This is a genomic window from Lentzea sp. NPDC006480, from assembly GCF_040611995.1.
In the GTDB taxonomy this organism is placed as follows: domain Bacteria; phylum Actinomycetota; class Actinomycetes; order Mycobacteriales; family Pseudonocardiaceae; genus Lentzea.
This window is the reverse complement of record NZ_JBEXPJ010000036.1, coordinates 1-24824: the sequence shown is the minus strand read 5'-3', so window position 1 is coordinate 24824 and position 24824 is coordinate 1. Positions and strand designations below refer to the sequence as shown.

The 24824-nt window shown below is 68.6% G+C and carries 28 protein-coding genes; 14 read left to right on the top strand and 14 right to left on the bottom strand.

All coding sequences use genetic code 11. The features are described from left to right. The first annotated feature begins 7 nt into the window (after window positions 1–7). Window positions 8–2395, top strand: a complete 2388-nt coding sequence (locus ABZX92_RS16920) for a tetratricopeptide repeat protein (protein ID WP_355559604.1) — start codon at window positions 8–10, stop codon at window positions 2393–2395. Here ABZX92_RS16920 and ABZX92_RS16915 read toward each other — a convergent pair. Both ABZX92_RS16915 and moaA read right to left on the bottom strand, forming a co-directional pair. After that, the gene (locus tag ABZX92_RS16915) at window positions 2359–2607 is read right to left on the bottom strand and encodes a MoaD/ThiS family protein (RefSeq protein WP_355559601.1); all 249 of its coding nucleotides are present in this window, start codon (window positions 2605–2607) and stop codon (window positions 2359–2361) included. The genes ABZX92_RS16920 and ABZX92_RS16915 overlap by 37 nt on opposite strands. 11 nt (window positions 2608–2618) lie before the next feature. Next, on the bottom strand, window positions 2619–3677 hold the full coding sequence (gene moaA / locus ABZX92_RS16910) for a GTP 3',8-cyclase MoaA (protein ID WP_355559598.1): 1059 nt from the start codon (window positions 3675–3677) through the stop codon (window positions 2619–2621). 115 nt (window positions 3678–3792) lie between these two features. Between moaA and ABZX92_RS16905 the strand changes: the two genes are divergently transcribed. Both ABZX92_RS16905 and ABZX92_RS16900 read left to right on the top strand, forming a co-directional pair. After that, window positions 3793–4239, top strand: coding sequence for a MarR family transcriptional regulator (locus tag ABZX92_RS16905; protein WP_355559595.1), 447 nt, complete (start codon window positions 3793–3795; stop codon window positions 4237–4239). 4 nt (window positions 4240–4243) lie between these two features. Continuing rightward, window positions 4244–5032: an HAD-IIA family hydrolase gene (locus ABZX92_RS16900; RefSeq protein ID WP_231114570.1), complete on the top strand. Its 789-nt coding sequence runs from the start codon at window positions 4244–4246 to the stop codon at window positions 5030–5032. Here the strand turns inward: ABZX92_RS16900 and soxR are convergent. Next, a complete protein-coding gene (gene soxR, locus ABZX92_RS16895) occupies window positions 5002–5490 on the bottom strand; it encodes a redox-sensitive transcriptional activator SoxR (RefSeq protein WP_355559592.1) in 489 nt (162 codons plus the stop codon). The two genes, ABZX92_RS16900 and soxR, sit on opposite strands and share 31 nt — an antisense overlap. 83 nt (window positions 5491–5573) lie before the next feature. Between soxR and ABZX92_RS16890 the strand changes: the two genes are divergently transcribed. The 3 genes from ABZX92_RS16890 (at window position 5574) to ABZX92_RS16880 (ending at window position 8924) form a co-directional block, all read left to right on the top strand. Further along, complete coding sequence (locus ABZX92_RS16890; RefSeq protein WP_355559589.1) at window positions 5574–6458, top strand: NmrA/HSCARG family protein; 885 nt, start codon at window positions 5574–5576, stop codon at window positions 6456–6458. A 70-nt stretch (window positions 6459–6528) separates the two neighbouring features. Next, window positions 6529–7314, top strand: a complete 786-nt coding sequence (locus ABZX92_RS16885; RefSeq protein ID WP_355559698.1) for a metallophosphoesterase — start codon at window positions 6529–6531, stop codon at window positions 7312–7314. Window positions 7315–7328: 14 nt separating this feature from the next. Then, window positions 7329–8924, top strand: a complete 1596-nt coding sequence (locus tag ABZX92_RS16880; protein WP_355559586.1) for an AMP-binding protein — start codon at window positions 7329–7331, stop codon at window positions 8922–8924. Here ABZX92_RS16880 and ABZX92_RS16875 read toward each other — a convergent pair. Then, window positions 8921–9403: a hypothetical protein gene (locus ABZX92_RS16875; RefSeq protein ID WP_355559584.1), complete on the bottom strand. Its 483-nt coding sequence runs from the start codon at window positions 9401–9403 to the stop codon at window positions 8921–8923. The genes ABZX92_RS16880 and ABZX92_RS16875 overlap by 4 nt on opposite strands. A gap of 165 nt (window positions 9404–9568) precedes the next feature. Here ABZX92_RS16875 and ABZX92_RS16870 point away from each other — a divergent pair, with 165 nt between their 5' ends. Then, window positions 9569–9961, top strand: coding sequence for a VOC family protein (locus ABZX92_RS16870; RefSeq protein WP_355559581.1), 393 nt, complete (start codon window positions 9569–9571; stop codon window positions 9959–9961). A 59-nt stretch (window positions 9962–10020) separates the two neighbouring features. Here the strand turns inward: ABZX92_RS16870 and ABZX92_RS16865 are convergent, their stop codons facing one another. Continuing rightward, on the bottom strand, window positions 10021–10395 hold the full coding sequence (locus ABZX92_RS16865; protein ID WP_355559579.1) for a YccF domain-containing protein: 375 nt from the start codon (window positions 10393–10395) through the stop codon (window positions 10021–10023). Between the two features lie 22 nt (window positions 10396–10417). On the opposite strand from ABZX92_RS16865, the gene ABZX92_RS16860 reads away from it, so the two are divergent. Next, complete coding sequence (locus tag ABZX92_RS16860) at window positions 10418–11377, top strand: Gfo/Idh/MocA family oxidoreductase (RefSeq protein ID WP_355559576.1); 960 nt, start codon at window positions 10418–10420, stop codon at window positions 11375–11377. Here the strand turns inward: ABZX92_RS16860 and ABZX92_RS16855 are convergent. Next, entirely contained in the window at window positions 11356–12561 is a 1206-nt protein-coding gene (locus ABZX92_RS16855) for an Nramp family divalent metal transporter (protein ID WP_355559574.1), read from the bottom strand. The two genes, ABZX92_RS16860 and ABZX92_RS16855, sit on opposite strands and share 22 nt — an antisense overlap. Before the next feature lie 37 nt (window positions 12562–12598). Continuing rightward, the gene (locus ABZX92_RS16850; RefSeq protein ID WP_355559571.1) at window positions 12599–13141 is read right to left on the bottom strand and encodes a TetR family transcriptional regulator; all 543 of its coding nucleotides are present in this window, start codon (window positions 13139–13141) and stop codon (window positions 12599–12601) included. A gap of 52 nt (window positions 13142–13193) precedes the next feature. Between ABZX92_RS16850 and ABZX92_RS16845 the strand changes: the two genes are divergently transcribed. Next, the gene (locus tag ABZX92_RS16845; protein WP_355559569.1) at window positions 13194–13811 is read left to right on the top strand and encodes an HAD hydrolase-like protein; all 618 of its coding nucleotides are present in this window, start codon (window positions 13194–13196) and stop codon (window positions 13809–13811) included. On the opposite strand, the gene ABZX92_RS16840 is transcribed toward ABZX92_RS16845, so the two are convergent. Beyond that, window positions 13783–13986 (bottom strand): hypothetical protein, encoded by a 204-nt coding sequence (locus ABZX92_RS16840; protein ID WP_355559566.1) that lies wholly within the window; start codon window positions 13984–13986, stop codon window positions 13783–13785. The two genes, ABZX92_RS16845 and ABZX92_RS16840, sit on opposite strands and share 29 nt — an antisense overlap. Window positions 13987–14110: 124 nt before the next feature. On the opposite strand from ABZX92_RS16840, the gene ABZX92_RS16835 reads away from it, so the two are divergent. Together ABZX92_RS16835 and ABZX92_RS16830 are read left to right on the top strand one after the other, a co-directional pair. Then, window positions 14111–14500 (top strand): cold-shock protein, encoded by a 390-nt coding sequence (locus tag ABZX92_RS16835; RefSeq protein ID WP_355559563.1) that lies wholly within the window; start codon window positions 14111–14113, stop codon window positions 14498–14500. A 13-nt stretch (window positions 14501–14513) separates the two neighbouring features. After that, the gene (locus ABZX92_RS16830; protein ID WP_355559561.1) at window positions 14514–15098 is read left to right on the top strand and encodes an HD family hydrolase; all 585 of its coding nucleotides are present in this window, start codon (window positions 14514–14516) and stop codon (window positions 15096–15098) included. A 65-nt stretch (window positions 15099–15163) separates the two neighbouring features. On the opposite strand, the gene ABZX92_RS16825 is transcribed toward ABZX92_RS16830, so the two are convergent. The 3 genes from ABZX92_RS16825 to ABZX92_RS16815 are packed head-to-tail and all read right to left on the bottom strand — an operon-like array spanning window position 15164 to window position 17904. After that, on the bottom strand, window positions 15164–15619 hold the full coding sequence (locus ABZX92_RS16825) for a DUF2771 family protein (RefSeq protein ID WP_355559558.1): 456 nt from the start codon (window positions 15617–15619) through the stop codon (window positions 15164–15166). A 10-nt stretch (window positions 15620–15629) separates the two neighbouring features. Then, entirely contained in the window at window positions 15630–17144 is a 1515-nt protein-coding gene (locus ABZX92_RS16820; RefSeq protein WP_355559555.1) for an MFS transporter, read from the bottom strand. A gap of 4 nt (window positions 17145–17148) precedes the next feature. After that, window positions 17149–17904: a glutaminyl-peptide cyclotransferase gene (locus ABZX92_RS16815; RefSeq protein ID WP_355559552.1), complete on the bottom strand. Its 756-nt coding sequence runs from the start codon at window positions 17902–17904 to the stop codon at window positions 17149–17151. 57 nt (window positions 17905–17961) lie between these two features. Between ABZX92_RS16815 and ABZX92_RS16810 the strand changes: the two genes are divergently transcribed. Together ABZX92_RS16810 and ABZX92_RS16805 are read left to right on the top strand one after the other, a co-directional pair. Then, on the top strand, window positions 17962–18699 hold the full coding sequence (locus ABZX92_RS16810; RefSeq protein ID WP_355559550.1) for a DUF3027 domain-containing protein: 738 nt from the start codon (window positions 17962–17964) through the stop codon (window positions 18697–18699). Beyond that, the gene (locus tag ABZX92_RS16805) at window positions 18696–21470 is read left to right on the top strand and encodes a hypothetical protein (RefSeq protein WP_355559547.1); all 2775 of its coding nucleotides are present in this window, start codon (window positions 18696–18698) and stop codon (window positions 21468–21470) included. The genes ABZX92_RS16810 and ABZX92_RS16805 overlap by 4 nt, the downstream gene beginning before the upstream one ends. Here ABZX92_RS16805 and ABZX92_RS16800 read toward each other — a convergent pair. From ABZX92_RS16800 to ABZX92_RS16790, 3 genes are read right to left on the bottom strand one after another with little or no spacing between them, the layout of a single operon-like run. After that, window positions 21436–22698, bottom strand: a complete 1263-nt coding sequence (locus ABZX92_RS16800; RefSeq protein WP_355559545.1) for an MFS transporter — start codon at window positions 22696–22698, stop codon at window positions 21436–21438. The two genes, ABZX92_RS16805 and ABZX92_RS16800, sit on opposite strands and share 35 nt — an antisense overlap. A 58-nt stretch (window positions 22699–22756) precedes the next feature. After that, complete coding sequence (locus tag ABZX92_RS16795; protein WP_355559542.1) at window positions 22757–23182, bottom strand: MarR family transcriptional regulator; 426 nt, start codon at window positions 23180–23182, stop codon at window positions 22757–22759. Window positions 23183–23222: 40 nt separating this feature from the next. Continuing rightward, window positions 23223–24656 carry an NCS2 family permease gene (locus ABZX92_RS16790; RefSeq protein ID WP_355559539.1) on the bottom strand — a complete coding sequence of 478 codons (1434 nt, stop codon included), beginning with the start codon at window positions 24654–24656 and terminating at the stop codon, window positions 23223–23225. On the opposite strand from ABZX92_RS16790, the gene ABZX92_RS16785 reads away from it, so the two are divergent. Next, window positions 24574–24824, top strand: a 251-nt coding sequence (locus ABZX92_RS16785; protein ID WP_355559536.1) for a DUF2530 domain-containing protein, incomplete at its 3' end; no start/stop codon positions are given. The two genes, ABZX92_RS16790 and ABZX92_RS16785, sit on opposite strands and share 83 nt — an antisense overlap.

Genomic DNA, 24824 nt, shown 5'->3' with positions numbered 1-24824 from the left:
TGGCGTCATGAGTGGGGAGTCGAGACTGGCCGCGCTGCACAGGGCGCTGACCGCCGGGGCTGGTCAACCGGTGTTGTTCGGGGATCTCGTCCGCGCGGTCTGGGGCGACGCCCCGCCGGCCCATCCGATGTCCGCGTTGCGCAGTCTGGTCAAGCGGCTGCGGAGGTCCGTCGACGACGAGATCGTCACCGACGCTTCCGGCTATCGGCTCGTCGTGCGTGCGCCGGGCCCGCAGCAACTCCCGGCGAACCTGCTGGACTTCGTCGGCCGGGAGAACGAGCTCACCGCGCTGGCGGCGTCGGACGCTCCGGTGCTGGCGATCACCGGTCCGCCGGGCATCGGCAAGACCGCGCTCGCGATCAGGCTGGCGCATCGGATCCGCGACCGGTTCCCGGACGGTCAGTTGCACGTGAACCTGCGCGGGTTCGCGGCGGGACCGGCGGTCACCGTCGAGCAGGCGCTCGGCCGGTTCCTGCGTTCGCTGGGTGTGCTGCCCGCGAAGGTCCCGCTCGACCTCGATGAGCAGGTCGAGCTGTACCGGTCGAAGCTGCGTGGTCGCCGCGTGCTCGTGGTGCTCGACAACGCCACCGAGCTGAGCCCGCTCGTCCCGGACGTCGACGGCTGCACGGCCATCGTGACCAGCCGCAACGAGCTCCCGGGTCAGATCCGGCTGGACGTGCTGGCCGACCACGAGGCCACCCAGCTGCTCGACCGGTGGCAGATCGACGGTTCGTCGCAGGACCGCGCCGAGCTGATCGAGTTGTGCGCGCATCTGCCGCTCGCGCTGCGGATCGCGGGCGCGCACCTCGCCGATCGCCACCTGCCCGACTACATCGCCGACCTGCGTGGTGACGGCAGACTGGACGCGCTGGAGATCGAGGGCGACGCGGCGGTGCGGGCCGCGTTCTCCTTGTCCTTCAAGGCTTTGCCGGACGACGCGCGCCACCTGTTCGGTCTGCTCAGCGTCCATCCCGGCGCCGACTTCGACCTGCCGGACACCGCCGTGCTCGCTGAATCGTCGCTTGAGGACAGTGCGGAGCTCGTGGGGGTGCTGGTGCGGGCAGGCCTCGTCCAGCAGTCAGGCGAACGGTTCCAGCTGCACGACCTGATCCGGCTCTTCGCCTCCGAGCAGATGGGCGCGGAGGGGCCTGCCGCCCTGCGCCGGTTGTTGTCCTACTACCTGGACACCGCGCGCCATGCCAGCGACCTCGCCGCCACCCCGCTCAAGCGGCTCGACCCGCTGCCGGTCGAGCTGACCGGTCGCAGGTTCGCGAGCTCCGAGGAGGCGCAGGACTGGCTCGACGCGAAGCGTTCGACGCTCGTGGCGGCGGTGGCGGCCGCGCCGCACCCGTTCGCGAGCCATCTCGCCGACTCGGTGCGCGGCTACCTCGTCTTCGGCGGCTACCGGCCGGAGTTGGACGTGGTGCTGACCGCCGGTCTCGCGTCGGCGCGTGCCGCGGGTGACGTCGACTGCGAGGTCGCGATGCTCAACGGGCGCGGCCAGGTCCACTTGTTCCGAGGCGAGCACAGCGCCGCGCTGGAGGTGTTCGGCCGCGCCGCCGAGCTGGCCACGTCCGACCTGATGAAAGCGGTCTTCCTCGGCAACACGGGCTTGGTGAAGAGGGAGCTCGGAGATCTCGACGGCGCGCTGACGGACCTGGAAGAGGCGCTGCCGCTGTCGCCGGGAGAGCCACCTCTGCACGTCACCGTGCTGTTCAACCTGGGCACGGTGCTCGGTGCCCGCGCCGAGCTGCGCAAGGCGATCCAGTACTTCGAGGAGGCCGTGCGGCTGGGGGAGGTGCACGGGTACAAGCTCAAGATCGCGGTGGCCGAGGAGTGCATCGGGATCGCCTGCGTCGAGCTCGGGCAGTACGAGGAGGGACGGAGGCATCTGGAGGCCGCGTTGGCCGGTTACCAGGACGCCAAGGCTGCGGACCCCGTGCCGAACGTGCTGACCAGCTTGGCCGACATCGCGACGGCGACGGGTGCCGACGAGCTCGCTCGGACGTTGGCGTCACGGGCCCTGGAGGGGGCACGGCAGATCACCGCTGATCACGTCGAGGTCGATGCGCTGGTCGTGCTGGGGGATCTGGAGGCAGCGGTCGAGCTGGCGAACCGGGTCAACTATCCGATGGGACGGCGCAGGGCTCAGCTGATACTCGCGCGGCACGATCCGGAACTGGCACGCGAGCTGCTGCGGGACGTGCGGGACAACAACGCCCTGCTGATGGAGTCCAAGTCACTGCTGGTGCTGGCGGAGGCGACCGGGGACGTCGCCGTTGCGAAGGAGGCGCTGGAACTGGCGAAGGCCCGCGAACAGCGCGCGGTGGTGGCCCGTGCGGAGGCGTTCCTGAGCGCTCAGCCGCCCGCGAACGGCGGCAGCACGTCCAGCTGAGCGCCCGCGGGCACCCGCACGGAGGTGTCGCGCACCGCGACGCCGTCCAGCAGGAAGCTGGACGCGGCGAGGACCTTGCCGAGCTTGTCGCCGTGCCGTTCGCCGATGGTGCTCACCACGAGTGCCACGGTGGGCTCTGGCGAGTCGAGCAGGAGGTCCTCGTCGGCCACCCCGGCCGCGGCGCGCGCGCCCGCGAAGTACCTGATCTTCACGCCGGTCACGCTCATCCTCCGATTGCGCTCATGGGACGGTCGGGCTGGTGGAAGCCCGCGTCGTTGATGCCGTGGCCGGCCGCCTTGGCCCACATCGTGGCACGCCACGCGTCGGCGATCGCCTCGTCGGGGCTGCCGTCGCGCAGCAGCGTGCGCAGGTCGGTCTCGGTCTGGCTGAACAGGCAGTTGCGGATCTGGCCGTCCGAGGTCAACCGGGTCCGGTCGCAGGCGGCGCAGAACGGCCTGGTCACCGACGCGATCACGCCGACCGTCGCGGGACCGCCGTCGACCAGCCAGCGCTCGGCCGGCGCACCACCGCGCGGGGTCTCCGACGGCGTGAGCGTGTAGGCGGACGAGAGCATCGTGAGGATCTCGTCGGCCGTGACCATGTTCGTGCGCGTCCAGCCGTGCTGCGGGTCGAGCGGCATCTGCTCGATGAACCGCAGCTGGTAGCCGTTCTCGACGCAGAACCGCAGCAGCGGGACGGCCTCGTCCTCGTTCATGCCGCGCAGCAGCACGGAGTTGACCTTCACCGGTTCCAGGCCCGCTTCGCGAGCGGCGTCCAGGCCGTCCAGCACGTCCGTGATGCGGTCGCGCCTGGTCAGCGTGGCGAAGCGGTCGGGGTCGAGGGTGTCCAGCGAGACGTTGATCCGGTTCAGGCCGGCGTCCTTGAGCGACTGGGCCCTGCGCTTGAGACCGATGCCGTTCGAGGTCATCGACATGCGCGGCCGCGGCTCCAGCTCGGCCGTCGCGGCGATGACCTGCTCCAGGCCGCGGCGCAGCAACGGCTCGCCGCCGGTGAAGCGGATGTCCGTGACGCCCAGGTCGACGACCGCGATGCGCATCAACCGGATCAGCTCGGCGTCCGTGAGCAGCTCGTCCTTCTGCAACCAGTCGAGGCCCTCGGCGGGCATGCAGTAGGTGCAGCGCAGGTTGCAGCGGTCGGTCAGGCTCACGCGGAGGTCCTTTGCGACCCGGCCGAACCTGTCGACGAGCAGCGGCGAGTCCGGTCGTGCCGACACGTCAGGCGTACCGCGCACGACGGGTAGTCCCAAGTCCACTGCTGTCACCCTGACCAGGGTAATGAACATCCTCTTGTGGATGACGCTACAAATAGCGTTTCTCACGTTCCGCCCGTTTGGAGCACTGTCACAAGGAATTGTCTTAGTGGCTAAGATGTTCAACATGGAACCTGAGGCGCTGGAGAGGTTCACCTGGTACATGCGGGAGCAGAGCGCGCTCACCGTCATGTTCCACACGAAGGTCGCGAGTCAGATGGGCCTGTCCGCGACCGACGAGAAGTGCCTCGATCTCGCCATGCGGGCGGACGGACCCGTCACCGCGGGCCGGATCGCCGAGCTGTCCGGCCTCTCCACCGGTGCCGTCACGGGTGTCATCGACCGCCTCGAACGTGCCGGTTTCGTCCGTCGTGTCCGGGATCCGCACGACCGCCGCAAGGTGTTGGTCGAGGTCGCGATCGGGGACCTGGAGAAGTTCGGCCAGCTCTTCGAGGCAGCGCGGCTGAGCCTGATCGAGGTGCTCAGCGACTTCGACGACGATGAACTTCAGGTGATCGAGCGTTATCTCAAGCGCCAGATCGAGACGTTCCGCAAGCGCGTGATCGATACTTAGGCCCATGTGGCACTACTTGATGGACATGGACGGTGTTCTGGTTCACGAGGAGCACCTGATCCCCGGCGCTGACGAGTTCGTCGCGGAGCTCCGCTCCTCCGACACCCCGTTCCTCGTGCTCACGAACAACTCCATCTACACGCCACGGGACCTGCGCGCGCGTCTGCAGCGCACCGGCCTGGACATCCCGGAGAAGTCCATCTGGACCTCTGCCCTGGCCACGGCCCGCTTCCTCGACTCGCAGCGCCCGAACGGCTCGGCGTTCGTGATCGGTGAGGCCGGCCTCACCACCGCGCTGCACGAGATCGGCTACGTGCTGACCGACCGCGACCCGGACTACGTGGTGCTCGGCGAGACCCGCACCTACAGCTTCACCGCCATCACCAAGGCCATCCGCCTGGTGGAGGAAGGCGCGAAGTTCATCGCGACGAACCCGGACGCGACCGGACCTTCGAGGGAAGGTTCACTGCCCGCGACCGGCGCCGTAGCCGCGTTGATCGAGCGCGCCACCGGCCGTGAGCCCTACTACGTCGGCAAGCCGAACCCGTTGATGATGCGGTCGGCCCTGCGCGCGCTGGGCTCGCACTCCGAGAACGCGCTGATGATCGGCGACCGGATGGACACCGACGTGCGTTCCGGTCTCGAAGCCGGTCTTTCCACGATCCTGGTCCTGTCCGGGATCTTCACCGCCGAGCACGCCGAGATGTACCCGTACCGGCCGACGCGCGTGCTCAAGTCGATCGCCGAGCTGGTCGGTCACTCTCAGGACCCGTTCGGCGAGTGGGCCGGCTGACGTTCGGACGGCGGCAGGCGGCGTGCACCGGGCCCTCCGCGGCCCAGCACGTCGCGCGGGTTCCTCAGGTGGCACGACCGCAGTGAGAGACAGCCGCACCCGATGCAGTCGTCGAGGGTGTCGCGCAACGCGTGCAGCTGGGCGATGCGCGCGTCGAGGATGACGCGCCACCCCTTGGACAACCGCGTCCAGTCCTCGCGCGTCGGTGTGCGTTCACTGGGGAGCTGATCCAGGGCTTCCTTGATCGTCGCCAGCGGGATGCCGACGTTCTGGGACGTCCTGATGAACGCGACCCGGCGCAGGGTGTCCCGGCTGAAGCGGCGCTGGTTGCTGGTCGTGCGGGTGCTGCGGATGAGGCCCTGGCGCTCGTAGAAGTGCAACGCGGAGATCGCGACGCCGCTGCGTTCGGCGACCTGTCCGACGGTCAGTTCGTGGAACGTGGTGCGCGCCCTCGGCATGCTCGCGAACGTAACACTTGACCTCAACCAAAGTTGAGGCCAGACGATCGTGATCGTTCATCAATCACGATCAAGGAGCATCCGTGACCTCTGTCCTCGTCATCGGCGCCACCGGCAACCAGGGCGGCGCCGTCGCCGACCTGTTGCTCGACCACGGCCACGACGTCACCGCCTACGTGCGCTCGCCCGAGTCACCCTCCGCGCAGGCCCTGTCCGCCGCCGGCGCACGACTGGTCACCGGCGACCTCGCCGACCCGCAGGCACTCGCCGGCGCCGCCAGAGGCGTCGACGCGATCTTCGGGCTCTCGGTGCCGTTCGGCTCGGGAGGCAAGGACGAGGAGGTCGCCCAGGGGCGGCTCCTCGTCGACGTCGCGGCGAAGACCGGTGCGCATCTCGTCTACTCGTCGGTGCGCGGTGCCGACCGGATGACGGCGACCGACATCGACCACGCCGACAGCAAGCAGCTCGTGGAGGCCTACCTGCGTGAGCAGCAGGTCCGGGCGACCGTTCTGGGGCCTGTCTACTTCATGGAGAACGTCCTCAACCTCGGGTTCAGCCGCCTCACCGACGGCGTGCTGGCCAACCCGTTGTCCGCGGGCAAGCCTCTGGACCAGGTCACCGTGAGGGACATCGCCGGCCTCGCCGTGCACGCCGTCGAGCAGCCGGACCGGTTCGCCGGCAAGCGGATCGACATCGCCTCCGACCGGGTCACCGGTGCGGAAGCGGCGCGGATCCTCAGTGACGTGCTCGGCCGCGAGATCCCCTATCAGCAGATGCCGTCGGCCCAGGTCCGCCAGTGGGCCGGTGACGAGATCGCCGACATGTTCCAGCGGTTCGAGGACAACACCGACTTCCTCGACATCGAGACCCTGCACGCCTCCTACCCCGGCGTGACCTGGCACAGCTACGCCGAGTGGGCGAGGACCGTCGACTGGGACCGCGTCCTGAGCGGCCCGGCGAGAGCGTGAACAGGGCTGGCCACTGACGGACGAGGACAAATCACCTATCGTCGCGGACGTGGACACGGATCGACGCCCGATGCACGTCGTTGGAGACGTGCACGGGCACCTCGCCGAACTGACCAGAGCCCTGCACGTCGCTGAACTGTGCGACGAGGAGGGGCACTGGACGGGCGGTGAGGCCGAGCTGTGGTTCCTCGGCGACTTCGTGGACCGCGGGCCGGACGGCGTCGGTGTGATCGACCTGGTCATGCGGCTGGGCGAGGAGGCGGCCGAGGCCGGGGGCGCGGTCAACTCGTTGATCGGCAACCACGAGGTGCTGCTGCTCGGCATGCACCGGTTCGGCGACGAGCAGGTGCCGGACAGCGCCGGGCCGCGGTCGTTCGCGCGCAGCTGGCTGCTCAACGGCGGGCTGCGCAGCGACCAGGACCGGCTGACCGACGAGCACGTCGAGTGGCTCACGTCCCGCCCGGTGCTGAAGCTGCGCGACGACCACCTGCTGATGCACTCCGACACGGTGGCCTACCTCGAATGGGGGGCCTCGATCGAAGAGGTGAACGAGGCCGTCCGTCAGGTGCTCAAGGGCGACGACCTGGTCGACTGGTGGGAGTGCTGGCGCAAGATGACGACGCGGTACGCGTTCCGCGGTCCGCAGGGGCCCGAAATCGCGGACGAGCTGCTGGCGACGCTGGGCGGCACCACGATCGTGCACGGCCACAGCGTCATCGCCGATCAGCTCGGGGTGCCGCCGGAGCAGATCGACGGGCCGCTCGTGTACGCCGACGACAAGGTCCTGGCGATCGACGCGGGCCTCTACAGCGGCGGCCCGTGCCTGGTCGTCCCCTTGCCATACGCCGAAGCCTGACTACCGTCTGGTGGATGACCGCCAGCTACTCCTCGGGCACGTCCGCCGCCCCGCTGCTGGGCGACACGATCCACGCGAACTTCGCCGCGACCGTCGCGCGCTTTCCGGATCGCGAGGCACTTGTCGACAAGGCCACAGATCGCCGGTGGACGTACGCGGAGCTGTCCGCCGAGGTCGATCGCGCCGCCGCCGGGCTGCACTCGCTGGGCGTGCGCAAGGGCGACCGGGTCGGGATCTGGGCGCCCAACTGCGCGGAGTGGGTCTTCGTGCAGTACGCGACGGCCCGCATCGGCGCGATCCTGGTCAACGTCAACCCTGCCTACCGGGTGCACGAGCTGGAGTACGTGCTGAACCAGGCGGGCATCCACACGCTCGTCTCCGCACGCACGTTCAAGACCTCGGACTACGCGGCGATGATCGCCGAGGTCCAGCCGCGGTGTCCTTCGTTGCGGCACGTCGTGTTCGTCGACGATCCACAGTGGACTCCTGGGGCGCTCCCGGACGTCGAGCTGGACCGCGACGACCCGATCAACATCCAGTACACGTCCGGCACCACTGGATTCCCCAAGGGCGCGACGCTCAGCCACCACAACATCCTCAACAACGGCTACTTCGTCGGCGAGCTGATCAGCTACACCGAGGACGACCGCATCTGCGTGGTGCCGCCGTTCTACCACTGCTTCGGCATGGTGATGGGCAACCTCGCAGCGACCAGCCACGGCGCGTGCGTCGTGATCCCCGCGCCGGCGTTCGACCCGGCCGCAACCCTTGCGGCGGTTCAGGAAGAGCGCTGCACGTCGTTGTACGGCGTGCCCACGATGTTCATCGCGATGCTCGACCTGATCGACGGCTACGACCTGTCTTCCTTGCGCACCGGCATCATGGCGGGCTCGCCGTGCCCGGTCGAGGTGATGAAGCAGGTCGTCGAACGCATGGGCATGCGCGAGGTCTCCATCTGCTACGGCATGACCGAAACTTCCCCGGTGTCAACGCAAACGCGCGCCGACGACTCACTCGACCGTCGTGTTGGGACGGTCGGGCGGGTCGGCCCCCACCTGGAGGTCAAGATTGTCGACCCGGAAACGGGCCTCACGGTTGCGCGTGGGGTGCCGGGGGAGCTGTGCACGCGCGGCTACTCCGTCATGCTCGGCTACTGGAACGAGCCCGAGAAAACGGCCGAGGCGGTGGACCAGGCGGGCTGGATGCATACCGGCGACCTCGCGGTGATGGATGACGACGACTACGTGAACATCACCGGGCGCATCAAGGACATGGTGATCCGCGGTGGCGAGAACATCTATCCGCGCGAGATCGAGGAGTTCCTCTACACGCACCCGGACGTGCTCGACGCGCAGGTGATCGGCGTGCCCGACGCCCGGTACGGCGAGGAGCTGATGGCCTGGGTCCGCATGCGCGAGGGAGCCGCGCCGCTGACCGCGGAAGGTGTGCGGGAGTTCTGCTCCGGCAAGCTCGCCCACTACAAGATCCCGCGGTACGTGCACGTGGTGGACGAGTTCCCGATGACGGTCACCGGCAAGATCCGCAAGGTGGAGATGCGGGCCAAGGCGGTCGAGCTGCTGAGCCTCGACGACAGCACCGAGCACGCCTAGGACAGCTTCGGCTCGATCACCTTCATCACGGACTGCGCGATCTCGCACGCCCTGCCGCCCGCCTCGGTGAGCATCCGCACGGACGTCACGCCACCGGAGCGGGTCAGCACGACACCGCACGTGCCCTTGCCGAAGCTGTTCTCGGCGAGCAGGCCGGAGTGCTGCCCGATGGTGATCGGCGAGGTCTTCAACCCGTCCGGCTTCCCCAGGTACTGCTCGGGCGTGGAGCTCTCGCGAACGCCGATCACCATCGGTCCGGCGTCGTCGGAGCCCCAGAAGCAGTCGGACGCGTTGGCGTAGCCGTTCTTGAACTTGGGCTCGGTGAGCAGGGCCGGGTCGAACAGCCGGCACGCGGGCGTGTCCGACGGTGTCGTCGACACGGGTGTGTAAGGCGCGATCGGCTCGATCGGAGGCCTGGCCAACGCGCAGCCGGACAGTGCGAGAACGGCGGCGAGCAGCATGAAACGCAACGTGGTCATCGGACTACTTCCCCCAGGTCTGACTTCGCTCGGTGATGCTGGCAGAACTGAGCGAAATCGTCCCGCGAATCAAGAATCTCCGCAGGTCACGAAGGGGTGAAAGGGCTCTTGCGATCACGGTGTGACGCGCGCAACATCATGTGATTCCGCCCGAAGGAGGCGCGCATGCTCACCGCCACCAGGACCACGACGATGTTGCCCGTCGAAGACCCCGAGCGAGCCGGGACCTTCTACGCGGACAAGCTCGGCCTCAAGCCCATCACCACCGCCCCGGACGGCACGCGGATCTTCTCGCTCGGCCAGGGTGACGCGCTGGGCCTGATGCCTGCGGAGAAGGGCGCACAGACGGCTCACACGGTGCTCAGCTTCGAGGTGCCGAACCTCGAGGACGAGATCAGCGAGCTGGAGGGCAAGGGCGTGCGCTTCGAGGACTACGACCTGCCCGACTTCAAGACCGTCAACCACATCGCGGTGATGGGCACCGAGCGCGCGGCCTGGTTCCACGACACCGAGGGCAACATCCTGTGCCTGCACGAGCTGTTGGGCGACGACGCCTGACCGCGCGTGCCGAATGAGAGGTCTCCCGCTCCCCGCCCCCGACGAGGAGCGGGGGACCCTCATGGGACGTCGACGATCTCCTTGCCCAGCGGCACCAGCGAGACCTTCACCAGCTTGAAGTTGGCGATGCCCAGTGGGATGCCGATGATCGTCACGCACAGCGCGATGCCGGTGACGATGTGGCCGATCGCGAGCCACAGACCGGCCACGATGATCCAGATGATGTTGCCCAGCAACGAACCCGCGCCCGCGCCCGGCTTGTCGACCACCTCGCGGCCGAACGGCCAGAGCGCGTAGTTCGCGATCCGGAACGACGCGATGCCCCAGGGGATCGTGATGATCAGGACGCAGCAGATGAGGCCGGCGACCGCGTAGCCGACGGCCATCCAGAACCCGGCGAGCACCAGCCAGATCACGTTCAGGATGAGGCGCATACATCCAATCTAAGCTCACCTCATGAAGTGGGGTGTGATCGCTACCGGCGGAATCGCTAATGCTGTGACCGCCGACATGCTGAAGGTGCCGGACGTCGAGGTGCTCGCGGTGTCCTCGCGCGACGTCACGCGTGCGCAGGCGTTTGCCGACAAGTTCGGCATCGAGCGCGCGTACGGCGACTACCAGGAGCTGCTGAAAGACCCGGACGTCGAGATCGTCTACATCGCCACGCCGCACGGCCAGCACCACGAGGTCGCGCTCGCCGCGCTCGACGCCGGCAAGCACGTGCTGTGCGAGAAGGCCTTCGCGCTCACGGTCGCGCAGGCCGAGGAGATGATCGAACGGGCAAGGTCGAAGAAGACGCAGTTCCTGATGGAAGCCATGTGGACGCGCGTCAACCCGTTGATCCGCAAGGTCGTCGACGCCGTCGAGGCCGGTGAGATCGGCGAGGTGCGGACGATCACCGCGGACTTCGGCTTCCGGCACGAGTTCAACGACGACGACCGGCTGTGGGCCAAGAAAGCCGGTGGCGGGTCGATCCTCGACCTCGGCGTCTACCCGATCTCACTCGCGCACCGGCTTCTCGGCGTGCCGACCCGCATCGCCGCGCACGGCAGCCTCGCACCGTCCGAAGTGGACGCCGACGCGTCGATTCTGCTCGGCTACGAGAACGGCGCGCAGGCTCTGCTGAGCTGCTCGCTCGTCGCCGACCTCGGCAGCGCGGCGGAGATCGTCGGCACCGAGGGCCGGATCGTGATCGCCGACCCGATGTTCAACCCCACCAAGGTGATCATCAACGGCGTCGAGCACGAGACCGAGGACCTGGGCTACCAGCACCAGATCCGCGAGGTCGAGCTCGCGGTCGGCCGGCGCGAGGTCCAGCACCCCGACATCCCGTGGTCGGCGACGCTCGAGATCATGCGGATCATGGAGGAAGCGCTGCGCCAGGTCGGCGTCTCCTACGAGGACACCGTCAGGTAGATCAGCGCCACGTTCAGCACGACCACCGCGAAAGCGACCACCCACGCGGCGAACGTGACCACGCGCCGGTTCGCATACGAGCCCATGACGGACCGGCGCGCGGTCAGCCACACCAAAGGCACGAGCGCGAACGGGATGCCGAACGACAGCACGACCTGCGACAGCACCAAGGCGAACGTCGGGTCGACACCGAACGCCAGGATCGCCAGCGCGGGCACCAGAGTGACGAGTCGCCGCGCCGGCAACGGAATCCGCACGTGCAGCAGCCCGTCCATGACCACGGCACCCGCGTAGCAACCGACGGCCGTGGACGCGAAACCCGAAGCCAGCAAACCCAGAGCGAACAGGAGCGCGATCCCGCCGCCCAGCGTCGAACCGACCGCCGCGTGCGCTCCTTCAAGCGTGTCGACACCATCGCGACCGTGCAGAGCCGAAGCCGCGACGAGCAGCATCGCCATGTTCACCGCACCGGCCAGCACCATCGCGATCACGACGTCGACCTTGGTCGCGCCGAGCACCGACGGGTCCCTGCCGTGCCGATCACGTGCCAGCGCCGAGTGCAGGTAGACCGCGTGCGGCATGACCGTGGCACCGAGCATGCCCGCCGCGAGCAACACGCTGTCCGCGCCGTCGAACCGCGGCACCAGACCGTGGAAAGCACCGGAAACCGACGGCGGTGACACGAAAAGCCCCGCCATGAACCCGACCGCGATCACGACCAGCATGGTGGTGATCACGCGTTCGAACGGCTGCTGCCCGCGACGATCCTGGACCAGCAGCAGCACCGTCGACACCACACCGGTGATCACGCCACCGAGCAGCAGCGGAAGGTCGAAGAGGATCGCCAGCGCGATCGCCCCGCCGAGCACCTCGGCCAGGTCGGTCGCCATCGCCACGACCTCGGCCTGGCCCCAGTACGCGAGCCGCACCGGCCGCGGCAGGTGCTCCCGGACCGCCTCCGGCAACGACTTCCCGGTGACCAGGCCGAGCTTCGCCGACAGGTACTGCACCAGCCCGGCCATGACGTTCGCGACGACGAGCACCCACACCAGCAGGTACCCGTAGCGTGCTCCGGCCGCGGTGTTGGTGGCCACGTTGCCGGGATCGACGTACGCGATCGCGGCGACGAACGCCGGACCGAGCAGCGCCGCACCCGCGCGCAAGCGTCCCGAAACAGCGACCACCGGCCACCCCCTTGCTGCAAAACTATTGCAACAAGAGTCATGCCTCCAACGTGGCGCGGGCCACTCGGACCACGGCGTCGATCGCGCCGTCGAGATCGCCGCTCGGCATCAGCAGGTGGCTCAACGCGAGCCGCACGGTCGTCTCCGCTGTCAGTCGCACGTGCCGCCCGGGGAAGTGCTCGCTGAGATGCCGCTCGACCACCTCCGTCGCGTGGAACAGCACGGGATGGCCGCGAATCGTGAGGAACGGCAACAGGTCCTCGGCGTCCTGCCCGGTCAGCACCGCGGAGACCAGCCGGTCCTTCTCGGTTCGCTCGAAGGTGTAGCGGAACGCGGACCGCATCGCCTCCCACGGATCGGGGTCCTCCTTGAGCCGCGTGACGATCCCGGAGAGGTACTCCTCGGTCTGATGCGCCGCGACGGCCTGGACGAGCCCCTCCTTGTTGCCGAACTCGTTGTAGACGGTCTGTCTGCTGACGCCCGCGCGGCTGGCGACCTCGATCATGCGCAGACCGTGGAAACCGCGGGCCGCGAGCAGGTCTGCGGCCGCGTCCAGTAAGAGCTCGGTGATGTCGCTCACCCCGCCAGCTTTACATAAAAACAATTCCTGTAAAGACGTAGAGTCGGGTTCTGTGCCGTTCACCGTGGGCTTCGACCTGGACATGACCCTCATCGACCCGCGACCGGGCATGGCCGCCGTGCTCTACGAGGTGGGCGCGCGCACCGGCCACGACCTCGACGGCGACCACTTCGCGTCGAACCTCGGCCCGCCCCTCGACATGACCTACCGCGAGATGGGCGTGCCCGAGGAGGAGATCCCGGACCTGGTCACGCTGTTCCGCGCGCTGTACCCGGACGTCGTGATCCCCGCGACGGTCGCGCTGCCCGGAGCCGCCGAGGCGCTGCAGTGCGTCCGGGACCTGGGCGGCCAGACGATGATCGTCACCGGCAAGTACCGCAAGAACGCCGCGTTGCACCTGGAAGCGTTCGGCTGGGAGGTCGACCACCTCTACGGCGAGCTCTGGGCGACGGGCAAGGCCGAGTCGTTGAAGCTGCACGGCGCCGCGATCTACGTGGGTGATCACGTCGGCGACATGTTGGGTGCGCTGGCCGCGGGAGCGCTGGGCGTCGGCGTGGTGACCGGGCCTTGTTCCAGGGCTGAGCTGGCCGAAGCGGGCGCCGCGGTGGTGCTGGAGGACCTGCGCGAGTTCCCGGAGTGGCTCAGGACTTCTTCTGGCGTGATTTCCTGATCACGGCGATGATCCCGAGCGCCAGGCCGATCGCCGGCAGGTAGGTGGCGGCGACGTTCAGCCAGACCGGCAGGTCGCCGTGGCCAGTGGCGAAGAGCACGAAGACCGCGATGATCGCGAGCACGCCGGCGGCGAACAGGCCGACGGCCAGCGGGAACAGCTTCGGAGCGGTCATACCGGCAGCGTAGTCGCGCTAACGGAGGTGCCTTACCCAAGGTCTTCTGGCTAGTCTGGTGAGACGCGTCTCGGGTACGCCTGGGGCGCGTTCGTTGTGCAGAAGTAAGGGAATGGTGAGCGCGGTGCCGACCGGCAAGGTCAAGTGGTACGACACGGAGAAGGGCTTCGGCTTCGTCACGCAGGACGGTGGCGAGGACGTCTACGTCCGCAAAGCGGCGTTGCCTCCCGGCGTCGACGGCCTCAAAGCCGGCCAGCGCATCGAGTTCGGCATGGCGGAAGGCCGCCGCGGGCCGCAGGCGCTGTCCGTGCGCCTGGTCGACCCTGCGCCGTCCGTCGCCGAGGCGCGCCGCCGTCCCGCCGAGGAGATGCACGGCCTGATCGAGGACATGATCAAGCTCCTGGAGAGCAAGGTCCAGCCTGACCTGCGCCGCGGCCGTTACCCGTCCGACAAGAAGACGATGAAGCTCGTCGCCGAGGTCGTCCGGGCGGTGGCGCGGGACCTCGATCCGTAAAAAGATCGGCAGCATGTCTGAAGCGGACCGGATCGTCGAGTTCCTGTACGAAGTCGGCCAGCTCAAACGCCTGCCCCGCGCGGGGTGGCTCTTCGCCGGGGTGCAGAACCCCGAGTCGGTGGCCGCTCACTCGTTCCGGGTGGGCGTTCTGGCGTACGCGATCGCCGTGCAGGAGGGGGCGAACCCGGACCGGGCGGCGACGCTGGGCCTGTTCCACGACGTGCCCGAGACGCGGATCGGCGACATCCCGTACGTCGGCAAGCTCTACCTCGACGTGACGATGCCGCCGGAAGCCGTGGCACGGGACCAGGTCCGGCACCTGCCCGCGCCGCTCGCCGCGCACATCGAGGCGCTGGTCGCCGAGCACGAGGCGGCCAAGGAGATCGATCACACGCCGGAAGCGCGCTGCTCGCGTGACGCCGACAAGCTGGAGCTCCTGCTGCAGGCGCGGGAGTACCAGGCCGCGGGAATCACGAAGATGGAGCGCTTCATCCAGACCATGCAGGCGTCCGTGGTCACCGACACCGGCAAAGCACTCCTGGACTCCGCCCTGCGCACAGTCCCCAGCGAATGGTGGGAAGCCTTCGGCAAACGCTGACTTTTGACCGCACGCGGGGCCCTTTCGTCCTGCAGGAGAGTACGAAAGCTCCCCGCGTACTGTCGCTAGCGAGCGATGTCGACGACCCAGGAGCCGCGCATCAGCGGCTGGCCGGTCTCCAGCACCGCACCGGCCGCCTCGTGCACCTCGATGCGCAGCAGCTGGTCGGAGTCGTCCGGCACGGCCAGCGTGTAGGAGAAGTTGTCGCCCTTGCCGAGCAACGGCGAGCTGCAGCCCTCCTGCACGCGCGCGGCGTTCTCGTACACGCACACGACCTCCCAGAGGCCGTCGGCGAGCTGCCCGTCCACCGAGATCTGCACGACCTTGCCCGGCGGCACCTTCAACTTGCCGGGCGCGTTCTTCTCGGCGCAGTTGTCGCCGGTGACGTCGCAGTAGATCGTCGGCTCGACGCGGATGGCCTTGCCGTTCGCGTAGAACGTGACCTCGGGATCGTGCCGCGGCAGCCCGCAGCCGGTCAGCACGAGAACGCTGGCAGCCAGTACAGAAGCAAGTCGACGCACGTCAGGCAGCCTACGGGGTCGCCGCTTCCGGCCTGCGGACGAGCCTGCCCAGGACCAGCTGCAGCGAGGTGCCGTTGCGGTACATCCAGGTCTGCGTGAGGCCCAGGGCGAGCAGGACGGACAGCACCAGGAAGCCGATCCAGAACGTCGCCGGCAGCAGCACGCCCAGCGCGCCGCCGAAGACCCAGGTGAGCTGCAGGATCGTCTCCGAGCGGCCGAACGCCGAGGCGCGCGACTCCTCCGGCAGGTCGTCCTGGATCACCGCGTCCAGGCTGATCTTGGCCAGCGACGACGCGGTGGCGCCCAGCAGGCCGACGATCGCGGCGGTGACCAGGCCGGGCAGCGCGGCGGCCACGATCGTCGCCAGCAGGGCCGTGCCGACGCAGGCGAGGACGACCTCGTCCGGTTTGTCGAAGTGCTGGCGCGCGCCGATCGCGTTGCCGAGGAAGCTGCCGATGCCCGCCGCACCCGCGATCACGCCCAGCAGCAACAGTTGCTGCACCGGTTCGCCCTCGGTCTGCTCGCGGACCACGAAGGCCGCGAAGAGCGTCAGGAACCCGGTCAGCATGCGGATGGAACCGTTGCCCCACAACGCGACCACGATGTGCCGGGACACGCGTTGCTTGGCGGGCCTCGATCGCAGCGTCGCCGGGACCTCGCCCTCGGTCACCTCGACCCACGCCGGGATCTTCATGCACAGCCACGCGTTCACCAGGCACAGCACCGCGGTGAACCACAACGCGCCCGGCGAGCCGAAGATCTTCGCGAACCCCGCCGCGAACGCGCCGAACACCGCACCCGCCGCGAGCCCGAAGACGGTCATGCGCGCGTTGGTCTTCGACAGCGTGATCTCCGGCGGCAGCACCCGCGGCGTGATCGCGGACTTGAGCACGGTGAACGATTTCGACAACACCATGCTGCCCAGTGCGGCCGGGTACAGCAGCCAGCTGTCGAACTCCAGCGCCATCACGATCGACAACACGACCCGGACCACGCAGGAAGCGGCGAGTGCGAGCCGCCGGCCGCGCTGGATCTTGTCCAGCAGCGGACCGATCACCGGCGCGATCAACGCGAACGGCGCGACCGTGATCAACAGGTACAGCGCGACCTTGGTCTTGGACTCCGCCGACGCCGCGGAGAAGAACAGCGTGTTCGCCAGCGCGACGGCCATGGCGGCGTCGGCGGCGTAGTTCATCATCACCGCGTAGGTGACCGACGACATGCCGGACTTCTTGGCGCCGTCGGCGTGGGCCGCGCGCCGGAACGCCGCGACCGCCTGCTGCGAGATCTGCTTGCTGCGGAACCAGGCGACGCGGGTGACCGTGAGCTTGCGCGGCGGCTTCGGCGTCGGAGTGGTCTGCTGATCTTCGTTCGGCAGCGGGCGGGTGTTCTGCGGCCTTTGCGGTGGAGCCTGGAAACCGTGTTCGGACGGCGGCTCACGACGCTGCCGCGGCTGGTACTCGTCGTCCTGCCACGGGTAGCGCTTCGGAGTCGGTTCGTCACTCCACCCGCGGTCGCCGGTCACACCCTCAATCCTGCCCCATCCCGTTGAACCTCACTCGGAAGATGGTGGGCCAGTTCTTGCCTGTGACCAGGAACTCGTTGGTACCGGGGAGGTGCGCGATCCCGTTCAGCACGTCGATGTTCGGATCGGACGGTTTGATCGACGCGAGGTCGTAGGTGTTGGTGACCTGACCGGTGGCCGGGTCGATGCGGACGATCTCGTTCGTCTTCCACACGTTCGACCACACCTTGCCGCCGACGCATTCCAGCTCGTTGAGCTGAGTCAGCGGCTGGCCGGCGCGCGTGACCTGCACACTTCCGGTTTCCTTGAACGACTTCGGGTCGCGGAAGGTCAGCTTCGCGCTACCGTCGCTCATGATCAGGCGCCGGCCGTCGTCGCAGATGCCCCAGCCCTCGCCGTCGTAGCTGACCCGGCGGACCTCGTTCAGCGTCTTGCGGTCGCGCTCGATGGCCACGCCGTTGCGCCACGTGATCTGCCAGATGGTGTCGCCGACGACGGTGATGCCCTCGCCGAAGAAGTCCTCCGGGAGATCGACCTTCTTCTGCACGTTGCCGCTCGACGGGTCGAGCGCGCGCATCGTCGACTGACCCTCCAGACCTGTGCCCTCGTAGAGGACCCCGTCGACCAGTTCCAACCCCTGGGTGAACGCCGACGTGTCGTGAGGAATCTTCTGCAGGACTTCTACCTGCGGTTTTGCTTCTTGCTGAGTCGAGCAGGCGGCCAGAGCCACCGCGAGGACCAGCCAGACGGGTGAGCGCACCCCACGGAGGGTGGCACGAGTTTTCGTCCCGGCGAAGACCTGCGGCACAATTCACCCGTGACCGCGACTGAGATGCTCCTCGACGCCGTTGATCTCGCCCGCGCCGCCGCGGAGGAAGAGGCGGGTGTCGAGCGCGTCGGCGCTCACGTCGGGGTGCACGGCGAGGACGAGTACTCCGTCACGCACCTGTTCGAGGCCGAGCACGCCGGCTACCGCGGCTGGAACTGGGCGGTGACCGTCGCCTCCGCGGGCGAGGGCACCCCGGTGTCGGTCAGCGAGGTCGTGCTGCTGCCGGGCCAGGACGCGCTCGTCGCGCCCGAGTGGGTGCCGTGGAGCGAACGGGTCCGCGCCGGCGACCTCGGCGTGGGCGACCTGATGCCGCCCCGTGAGGACGACCCGCGCCTGGTCGAGGCGTACGTGCAGTCCGACGACCCGGCCGTGGAGGAGGTCGCGCTGGAGATCGGTCTCGGCCGCACGCGCGTCCTGTCCCGCGAGGGCCGTCTGGACGCCGCCGAACGCTGGGTGTCCTCCGACTTCGGCCCGCGCTCCGACATGGCCCGCAGCGCTCCCGCGCACTGCGGCACGTGCGGCTTCTACACCCGCGTGGCCGGCGCGTTCGGTGCCGCGTTCGGCATCTGCGCGAACGAGATCGCTCCGGCGGACGGCCACGTCGTGCACGTCGAGTACGGCTGCGGCGCGCACTCGCAGGCCGAGGTCGACATCAGCCCGATGGTCCCGGTCGCCGAACTGGTCTACGACGACGCGCAGCTGGACGTTCTGGACGTCTCGGAGTGACCGACCCGTTCGGCACCGAGGCCCTGCGCACCTCGGTCCTTTCCGCGTGGCGCGGGTCGCCCACACGTTTCCGCGAAGACGCGAACGCCGAGGAAGACCTCCGTCTCGGTGGCTACCGGGACCGCCTGCTGGTCGAGCTGGCCCAGAACGCGTCCGACGCGGCGGGTGCCGAGCCCGGTGTGTTGCGGATCACTCTCGTCGACGGCGAGCTGCGTGCCGCCAACACGGGTGCTCCGCTGACCGCCGCGGGTGTTGCCGCGCTGGCTTCGCTGCGGGCTTCGGCCAAGGAGTCCGGGGTCGGGCAGTTCGGTGTCGGGTTCGCGGCCGTGCTCACCGTTTCGGACGCGCCGCGCGTGGTTTCGACGTCGGGCGGTGTGGAGTTCTCCGCTGCCCGGACGCGGGCCGAGGTGCCCGAGCTGGCTTCCGAGCGCGGCGGCGACGTGCCGGTGCTGCGCCTGGTGTGGCCGGTGGCCGAGTCGGCTCCCGAGGGCTTCGCGACCGAGGTGCGGCTGCCGCTGAAGGTCGACCTGTCGCTGGACGAGCTGGCCGCCGAGGTGCCGGACCTGCTGCTGGCTCTGCCCGGCCTGCGTCGCATCGAAGTCGGCTCGCAGTCGTGGGAACGCTTCGTCACCGCCGATGGTGTCGTCACGATCGGCTCGGCCCGGTGGCTGGTGGAGCAGGAGTCAGGAGAGCTCGCCGCCGAGTTCGTCCAGGGCGTCGAGCACCGTCCTGAGTGGACGGTCACGTGGGCCTACCCGCTGGACTCGGAGCTCGGCGAGGACGTGCTGCACGCGCCGACGCCGACCGATGAGCGCTTGTCGTTGCCCGCTCGGCTGATCGCCACCTTGCCGGTCGAGCCGTCGCGCCGCCGGATCCTGCCCGGCGCGGCCGCCTGGTCGATTCTGGACGCCGCCGCTGCCGCGTACCCGGCGCTGGTCGCTCGGGTGCCTGCGGTCGAGCGGACTGCTCTGGTGCCGTTGCCCGGCTTCCCGCTGTCCGAAGTGGACGATCGGCTGCGCACCGCGGTGATTCGTTCGCTGCGCGCGGCTTCCTGGCTGCCGCTGGCTTCCGGCGAGTGGATCTCGCCCGCGCGGGCTCGGGTGCTGGACGTGGGTTCCGAGGAGCTCGTCGAGCTGGTCGAGGACGCGCTGCCCGGGCTGCTGGACGCGGAGCTGTCCGCGCCGGTGCACGCGAAGGCCTTGGCGGCACTGGAGGTGCCGCGGGTTTCGACCGCCGAGGTCGTGGCCGCGCTGGCCGGCGTTTCCGGTGATCCCGGGTGGTGGAGGGACGTCTACGCGGCCTTCGCTCCTCTCGCCGAGGTCGATCCGGACGTGCGCGAGGCGCTGCAGTCGTTGCCGGTGCCGCTGGCTGACGGGCGGACGGTCACCGGGCCTCGCACGACTTTGATCGCCGATGAGCCGTTGCCCGGACTGCGGGTGGTGCACCCCGACGCGGTGCACCCGTTGCTGGTGCGGCTCGGGGCGGTCGAGGCAGGGGCTTCCGAGCTGCTCGCCGATCCTTCGTTGCGCGAGAACGTGGCTCGGTCGATCGAGGACGCCGAGGCCGGGCTGCATCCGGACGACCTGATCGAGACCGTCCTGCGGCTGGTCGATCGAGCGGCTTTGCGTGCGGGCGAAGAACCTTGGCTGGGTGCGCTGGCTCTGCCCGACTCCGACGGCGAATGGCACCGCGCGGACGAGCTGCTGCTGCCCGACTCGCCGCTGGTCGGTGTGGTCGAGGCGGACGCGTTTCCGTTGCTGTCCAAGGAGATCGCGGAGGCGTACCCGCGTTCCGCGCTGGTTGCTCTTGGCGTGGTGGACGGGTTCTCACTAGTTGTCGACGACGAGCCGTCCGGGCCGGATCACGACTTGCCGGACGAGGCCGCGTGGTGGGCGTCTGTGCCGGACGAGCCTCGCCGAGTGGTGGCGGTCCGGGACTTGGATCTGGTCGCGGACTGGCCGGCCGCGTTGAGGCTGCTGGCGTCGGATCCCGTTACCTGGCGGGCGGTTTCGGAGCCTGACGGGTACACCGGGTGGTGGATTGCCCGGCACGCAACGCTGGCCGGGAAGGCTCCGCGCGAGTACCGGCTGGCCGAGGCCGCGTTGCTGGACGGGCTCTTCGACGCCGTTCCGGATCTTGAGCTGCCCGAGCACGTCCTGCGTGCGGCCGGCGTCCGTTCCCGGTTGGAGATCTGGGACGACGATGACGCCGAGTTCGTGCTGGAGCGGCTCGGGGATGCTGATCGCGCCATCGCGGATGCCGTGGTGTTGCGAGCGCATGCGGCTTTGCCGGAAGGGGACTTCGCTCCTCCGGAGCGGGTTCGGGTGCTGTCCGGCGAGGTCGTGGCCGCGGACGACGTCGTGGTGCTTGATCACCCGTGGTTGCTCGGGGTGGTGCCGGCTTCGCGGGTGTTGCTGGCGGACGGGTCCGAGGAGTTGGCGGACCTGCTGGACCTGGCGTTGGCTTCCGAGGAGTTCGACGGGTCGCCCGACCACGTGGGTGAAGTGGTGCAGTGGCAGGACCTTGCTGCTGTTCGCATGGCCTGCGAACTGCTTGAGGTCGCGTTGCCCGACGGGGTTGTCGTGGTGCACGAGCAGCTGGTGGTTGACGGGCAGCGGGTCGAGTGGTGGATGGCCGACGGGGTGCCGCACGCGGCGGACACTCCTGAGGGGCTCGCGCGGGCGCTGGCCTGGGTGGCGCAGCGGTGGGAGGACCGGCACACGTTCGCCGCGCTGATCACCGATCCGACGGCTGCAACTCTGCTGGGCTGACCGGCTCGTCCGCTCGCTGCCTGCGCAGGCGGGGCTTCGCGATGTCGCCCCGCCTCACCAGGATGATCCACGCGGTGATGGTGACGAGCATGGAGACCGCGCCGCCCACGATGATCGGCGCGCGGCCGTTGATCTCGCCCAGCCACCCCATCAGCGGGCCGCCCACCGGGTTGCCGCCCAGGAAGACCAGCATGTAGATGCCCATCACGCGGCCGCGCATCTCCGGTTCCACGGCCAGTTGGATGGTGGCGTTCGCGGTGGTGTTGAAGGTCATCATCGCGATGCCGACCGGGATCATCATCAAGCCCGTCAGGAGCATCGTCGGCATCAGGCCGGAGACGATTTCCAGCACGCCGAAGACGATGCCCGCGCCGATGAAGACCGTTAGGCGCGGGGTTTTGCGGCGGGCTGCCCAGGTTGCGCCCGCGAAGGTGCCCACTGCGATGAGGGTGGAGAGAAGGCCGTAGGCGTCGGCGTCGCCGCCGAACACGTTGCGGGCCAGGATTGCCAGGGTCATGTAGAAGTTCATGCCGAACGTGGCGATGAAGAAGACCAGCAGCATGACTGTCAGCAGGTCGGGGCGGTGCCGGACGTAGCGAAGGCCGGAGAGCAGTTGGCCCTTCTCGCGTGGCACGGGATCGGCGCGCAGGAGCTGGGAAGTGCGCATCAGGTAGATGCCCAGGACGACGCCCACGAAGCTGATGGCGTTGGCCAGGAAGACCCAGCCCGTGCCGATGGCGACGATCGTGACGCCCGCGATGGCCGGACCCACGATCCGGGCCAGGTTGAACATCATCGAGTTGATCGCGACGGCGTTGGTCAACGAGTCGCGGCCGACCATCTCGACCACGAAGGACTGGCGCACCGGGGTTTCCACGGCGGAGAAGCAGCCGAGCAGGAAGCAGAGGACGTAGACGTGCCAAAGATGAACGACGCCGGTCACGTCGAGCAGGCCCAGCGCCAGCGCGCAGACGCCCAGCGCGGATTCCAGCCAGAGCAGGAGTTTGCGCTTGTCCATGCGGTCGGCGAGCACGCCGCCCCACATGGAGAGCAGCAGCACGGGCAAGAACTGCAAGGACGCCGCGAACCCCAGCGCGACCGGAGAGCCGTTGGTGAGTTCCAGGACCAGCCAGTCCTGGGCCACTCGCTGCATCCAGACGCCGACCAGCGAGATGATCTGGCCAGAGGCGTAGAGGCGGTAGTTGTATATGCCTAACGATCCGAACATGCCGGTACGACGAGGTGGCGAACTGTCTGCTCCACCACCCGCGTAACCTGCCACGTCCTTACTGCCCCGCCATCCTGTCGATGATCTCGGCGGCCTGGGAGAGCAGGGCCCGTTCGCCGGGCTCCAGTTCCGCCAGCCGCTTGTCCAGCCACGCCTCGCGCGCGGTGATCTCGTCTTCCAGGTACGACAAGCCTTCGCTCGTCAGCTCGACGATGGCTTGACGGCCGTCGGTGGGGTGCGGGCTGCGCGTCGCGAAGCCGAACTCCTCCAGGGCTGCGATCACGCGCGTCATCGACGGCGGCTGCACGCCTTCCTTGGCCGCCAGTTCTCCTGGCGTCAGTGGTCCGCACTTGTGCAGTGTGGACAGAGCGGACACCTGCGTCAGCGACACCGACGAGTTGGTGCGCTGGGCCCGCAGGCGACGGTTGAGGCGGACCACGGCAAGCCTGAGCTTGCTCGACAGTCCGTGCTGTTCGGTCGCCACGTAGTTAGCATACCTCACGAAATAGTTTCCTGCCGAAAGGTCAGTTGAGCAGGCCCTGGATCGGGCCCAGGGCGAAGTAGATGACGAACGCGACGGCCACGACCCACATCAGCGGGTGGATGCCGCGCGCCCGGCCGGTCATGGTCCTGAGCAGCACGTAGCTGACGAAGCCCGCGCCGATGCCGTTCGCGATGGAGTAGGTGAACGGCATGACGACGATGGTGAGGAACGCGGGGAGCGCGATGGTGAAGTCGGCGAAGTCGATCTCGCGGATCTGCATCATCATCAGCGCGCCGACGATCACCAGGGCCGGGGCGGCGGCTTCGATCGGCACGATCTCGTAGAGCGGCGTGAAGAACATCGCCAGCAGGAACAACACGCCCGTGACGACGTTCGCGAGGCCGGTGCGGGCGCCCTCGGCGATGCCGGACGCCGACTCGATGTAGACGGTGTTCGACGAGCTCGACGCGGCACCACCGGCCACGGCGCCGAGGCCGTCGACGAACAGGGCCTTGCTGACGTTGGGGAGCTGGCCGTTCTCGTCGATGAGGCCGGCTTCCTTGCCGAGGCCGGTCATCGTGCCGACGGTGTCGAAGAAGTCGGTGAGGACGAGCGTGAAGACGATCAACGCGGCGGCCAGTGCAGGGATCCTGGTCCAGGCACCGAACGACACCTCGCCGAGCAGCGACAGGTCCGGCACGCCGAACACCTTGTCGGGCAGGGCGGGGTAGCCGAGGTTCCAGCCCTTGGCGTTGGTGCCCGCGGACGGCCCGGCCTTGACGATCGCTTCCAGGATGATCGCGAAGATCGCCGTGCTGACGATGCCGATGAGAATCGCGCCCTTGATCTTGCGCGCGAACAGCACACCGGTGACCACGAGCCCGACCACGAACACGAGCGTCGGCCAGCTGGCGATCGAGCCGTTGATGCCGAGGCCGACCGGGACCGTGGTGTTGGCGGCGTCGGGGAGGCGGCGCACGAAACCGGCGTCGACCAGGCCGATGAACGTGATGAACAGGCCGATGCCGACCGCGATCGCGGCCTTGAGCTCGTTCGGCACGGCGTTGAACACCGCGGTCCGCACGCCCGTGAGCACCAGGATCAGCACGACCAGGCCGTTGACCAGGATGAGGCCCATCGCCTCGGGCCAGCTGACCTTCGCGGCCACCGAGACGGCGACGAACGAGTTGATGCCGAGGCCCGTCGCCAGCGCGAACGGGTAGTTGGCGATCAGTCCGAAGAGGATGGTCATCACGCCCGCGACCAGCGCGGTGACCGCCGCGACCTGGCCGACCGGGAGGATGTTGCCGAGGACGTCGGGGTGCGCGCCGGGCCCGGTCGGCGCGAAGCTGCCGATGATCAGCGGGTTCAGCACCACGATGTAGGCCATCGTGAAGAAGGTCACGACGCCGCCGCGCAGTTCGCGCGCCACGGTCGACCCGCGCTCGGAAATCTTGAAGAACCCGTCCAGCATCTGCTCTCCTTACGATGTGTCCGAACGCGACTCCGCCCCGCACCCGCCGCCGTTGCCGCACCGGCTGGCCGACCCCGTGCCCGTCGTGCTGGGTGGAACCGCGCTGTGGTTCCTCGGTTTCCTCGTGGTACTTCTGCTCGACCGCTCGAACAGCACGCTGCTCTGGAC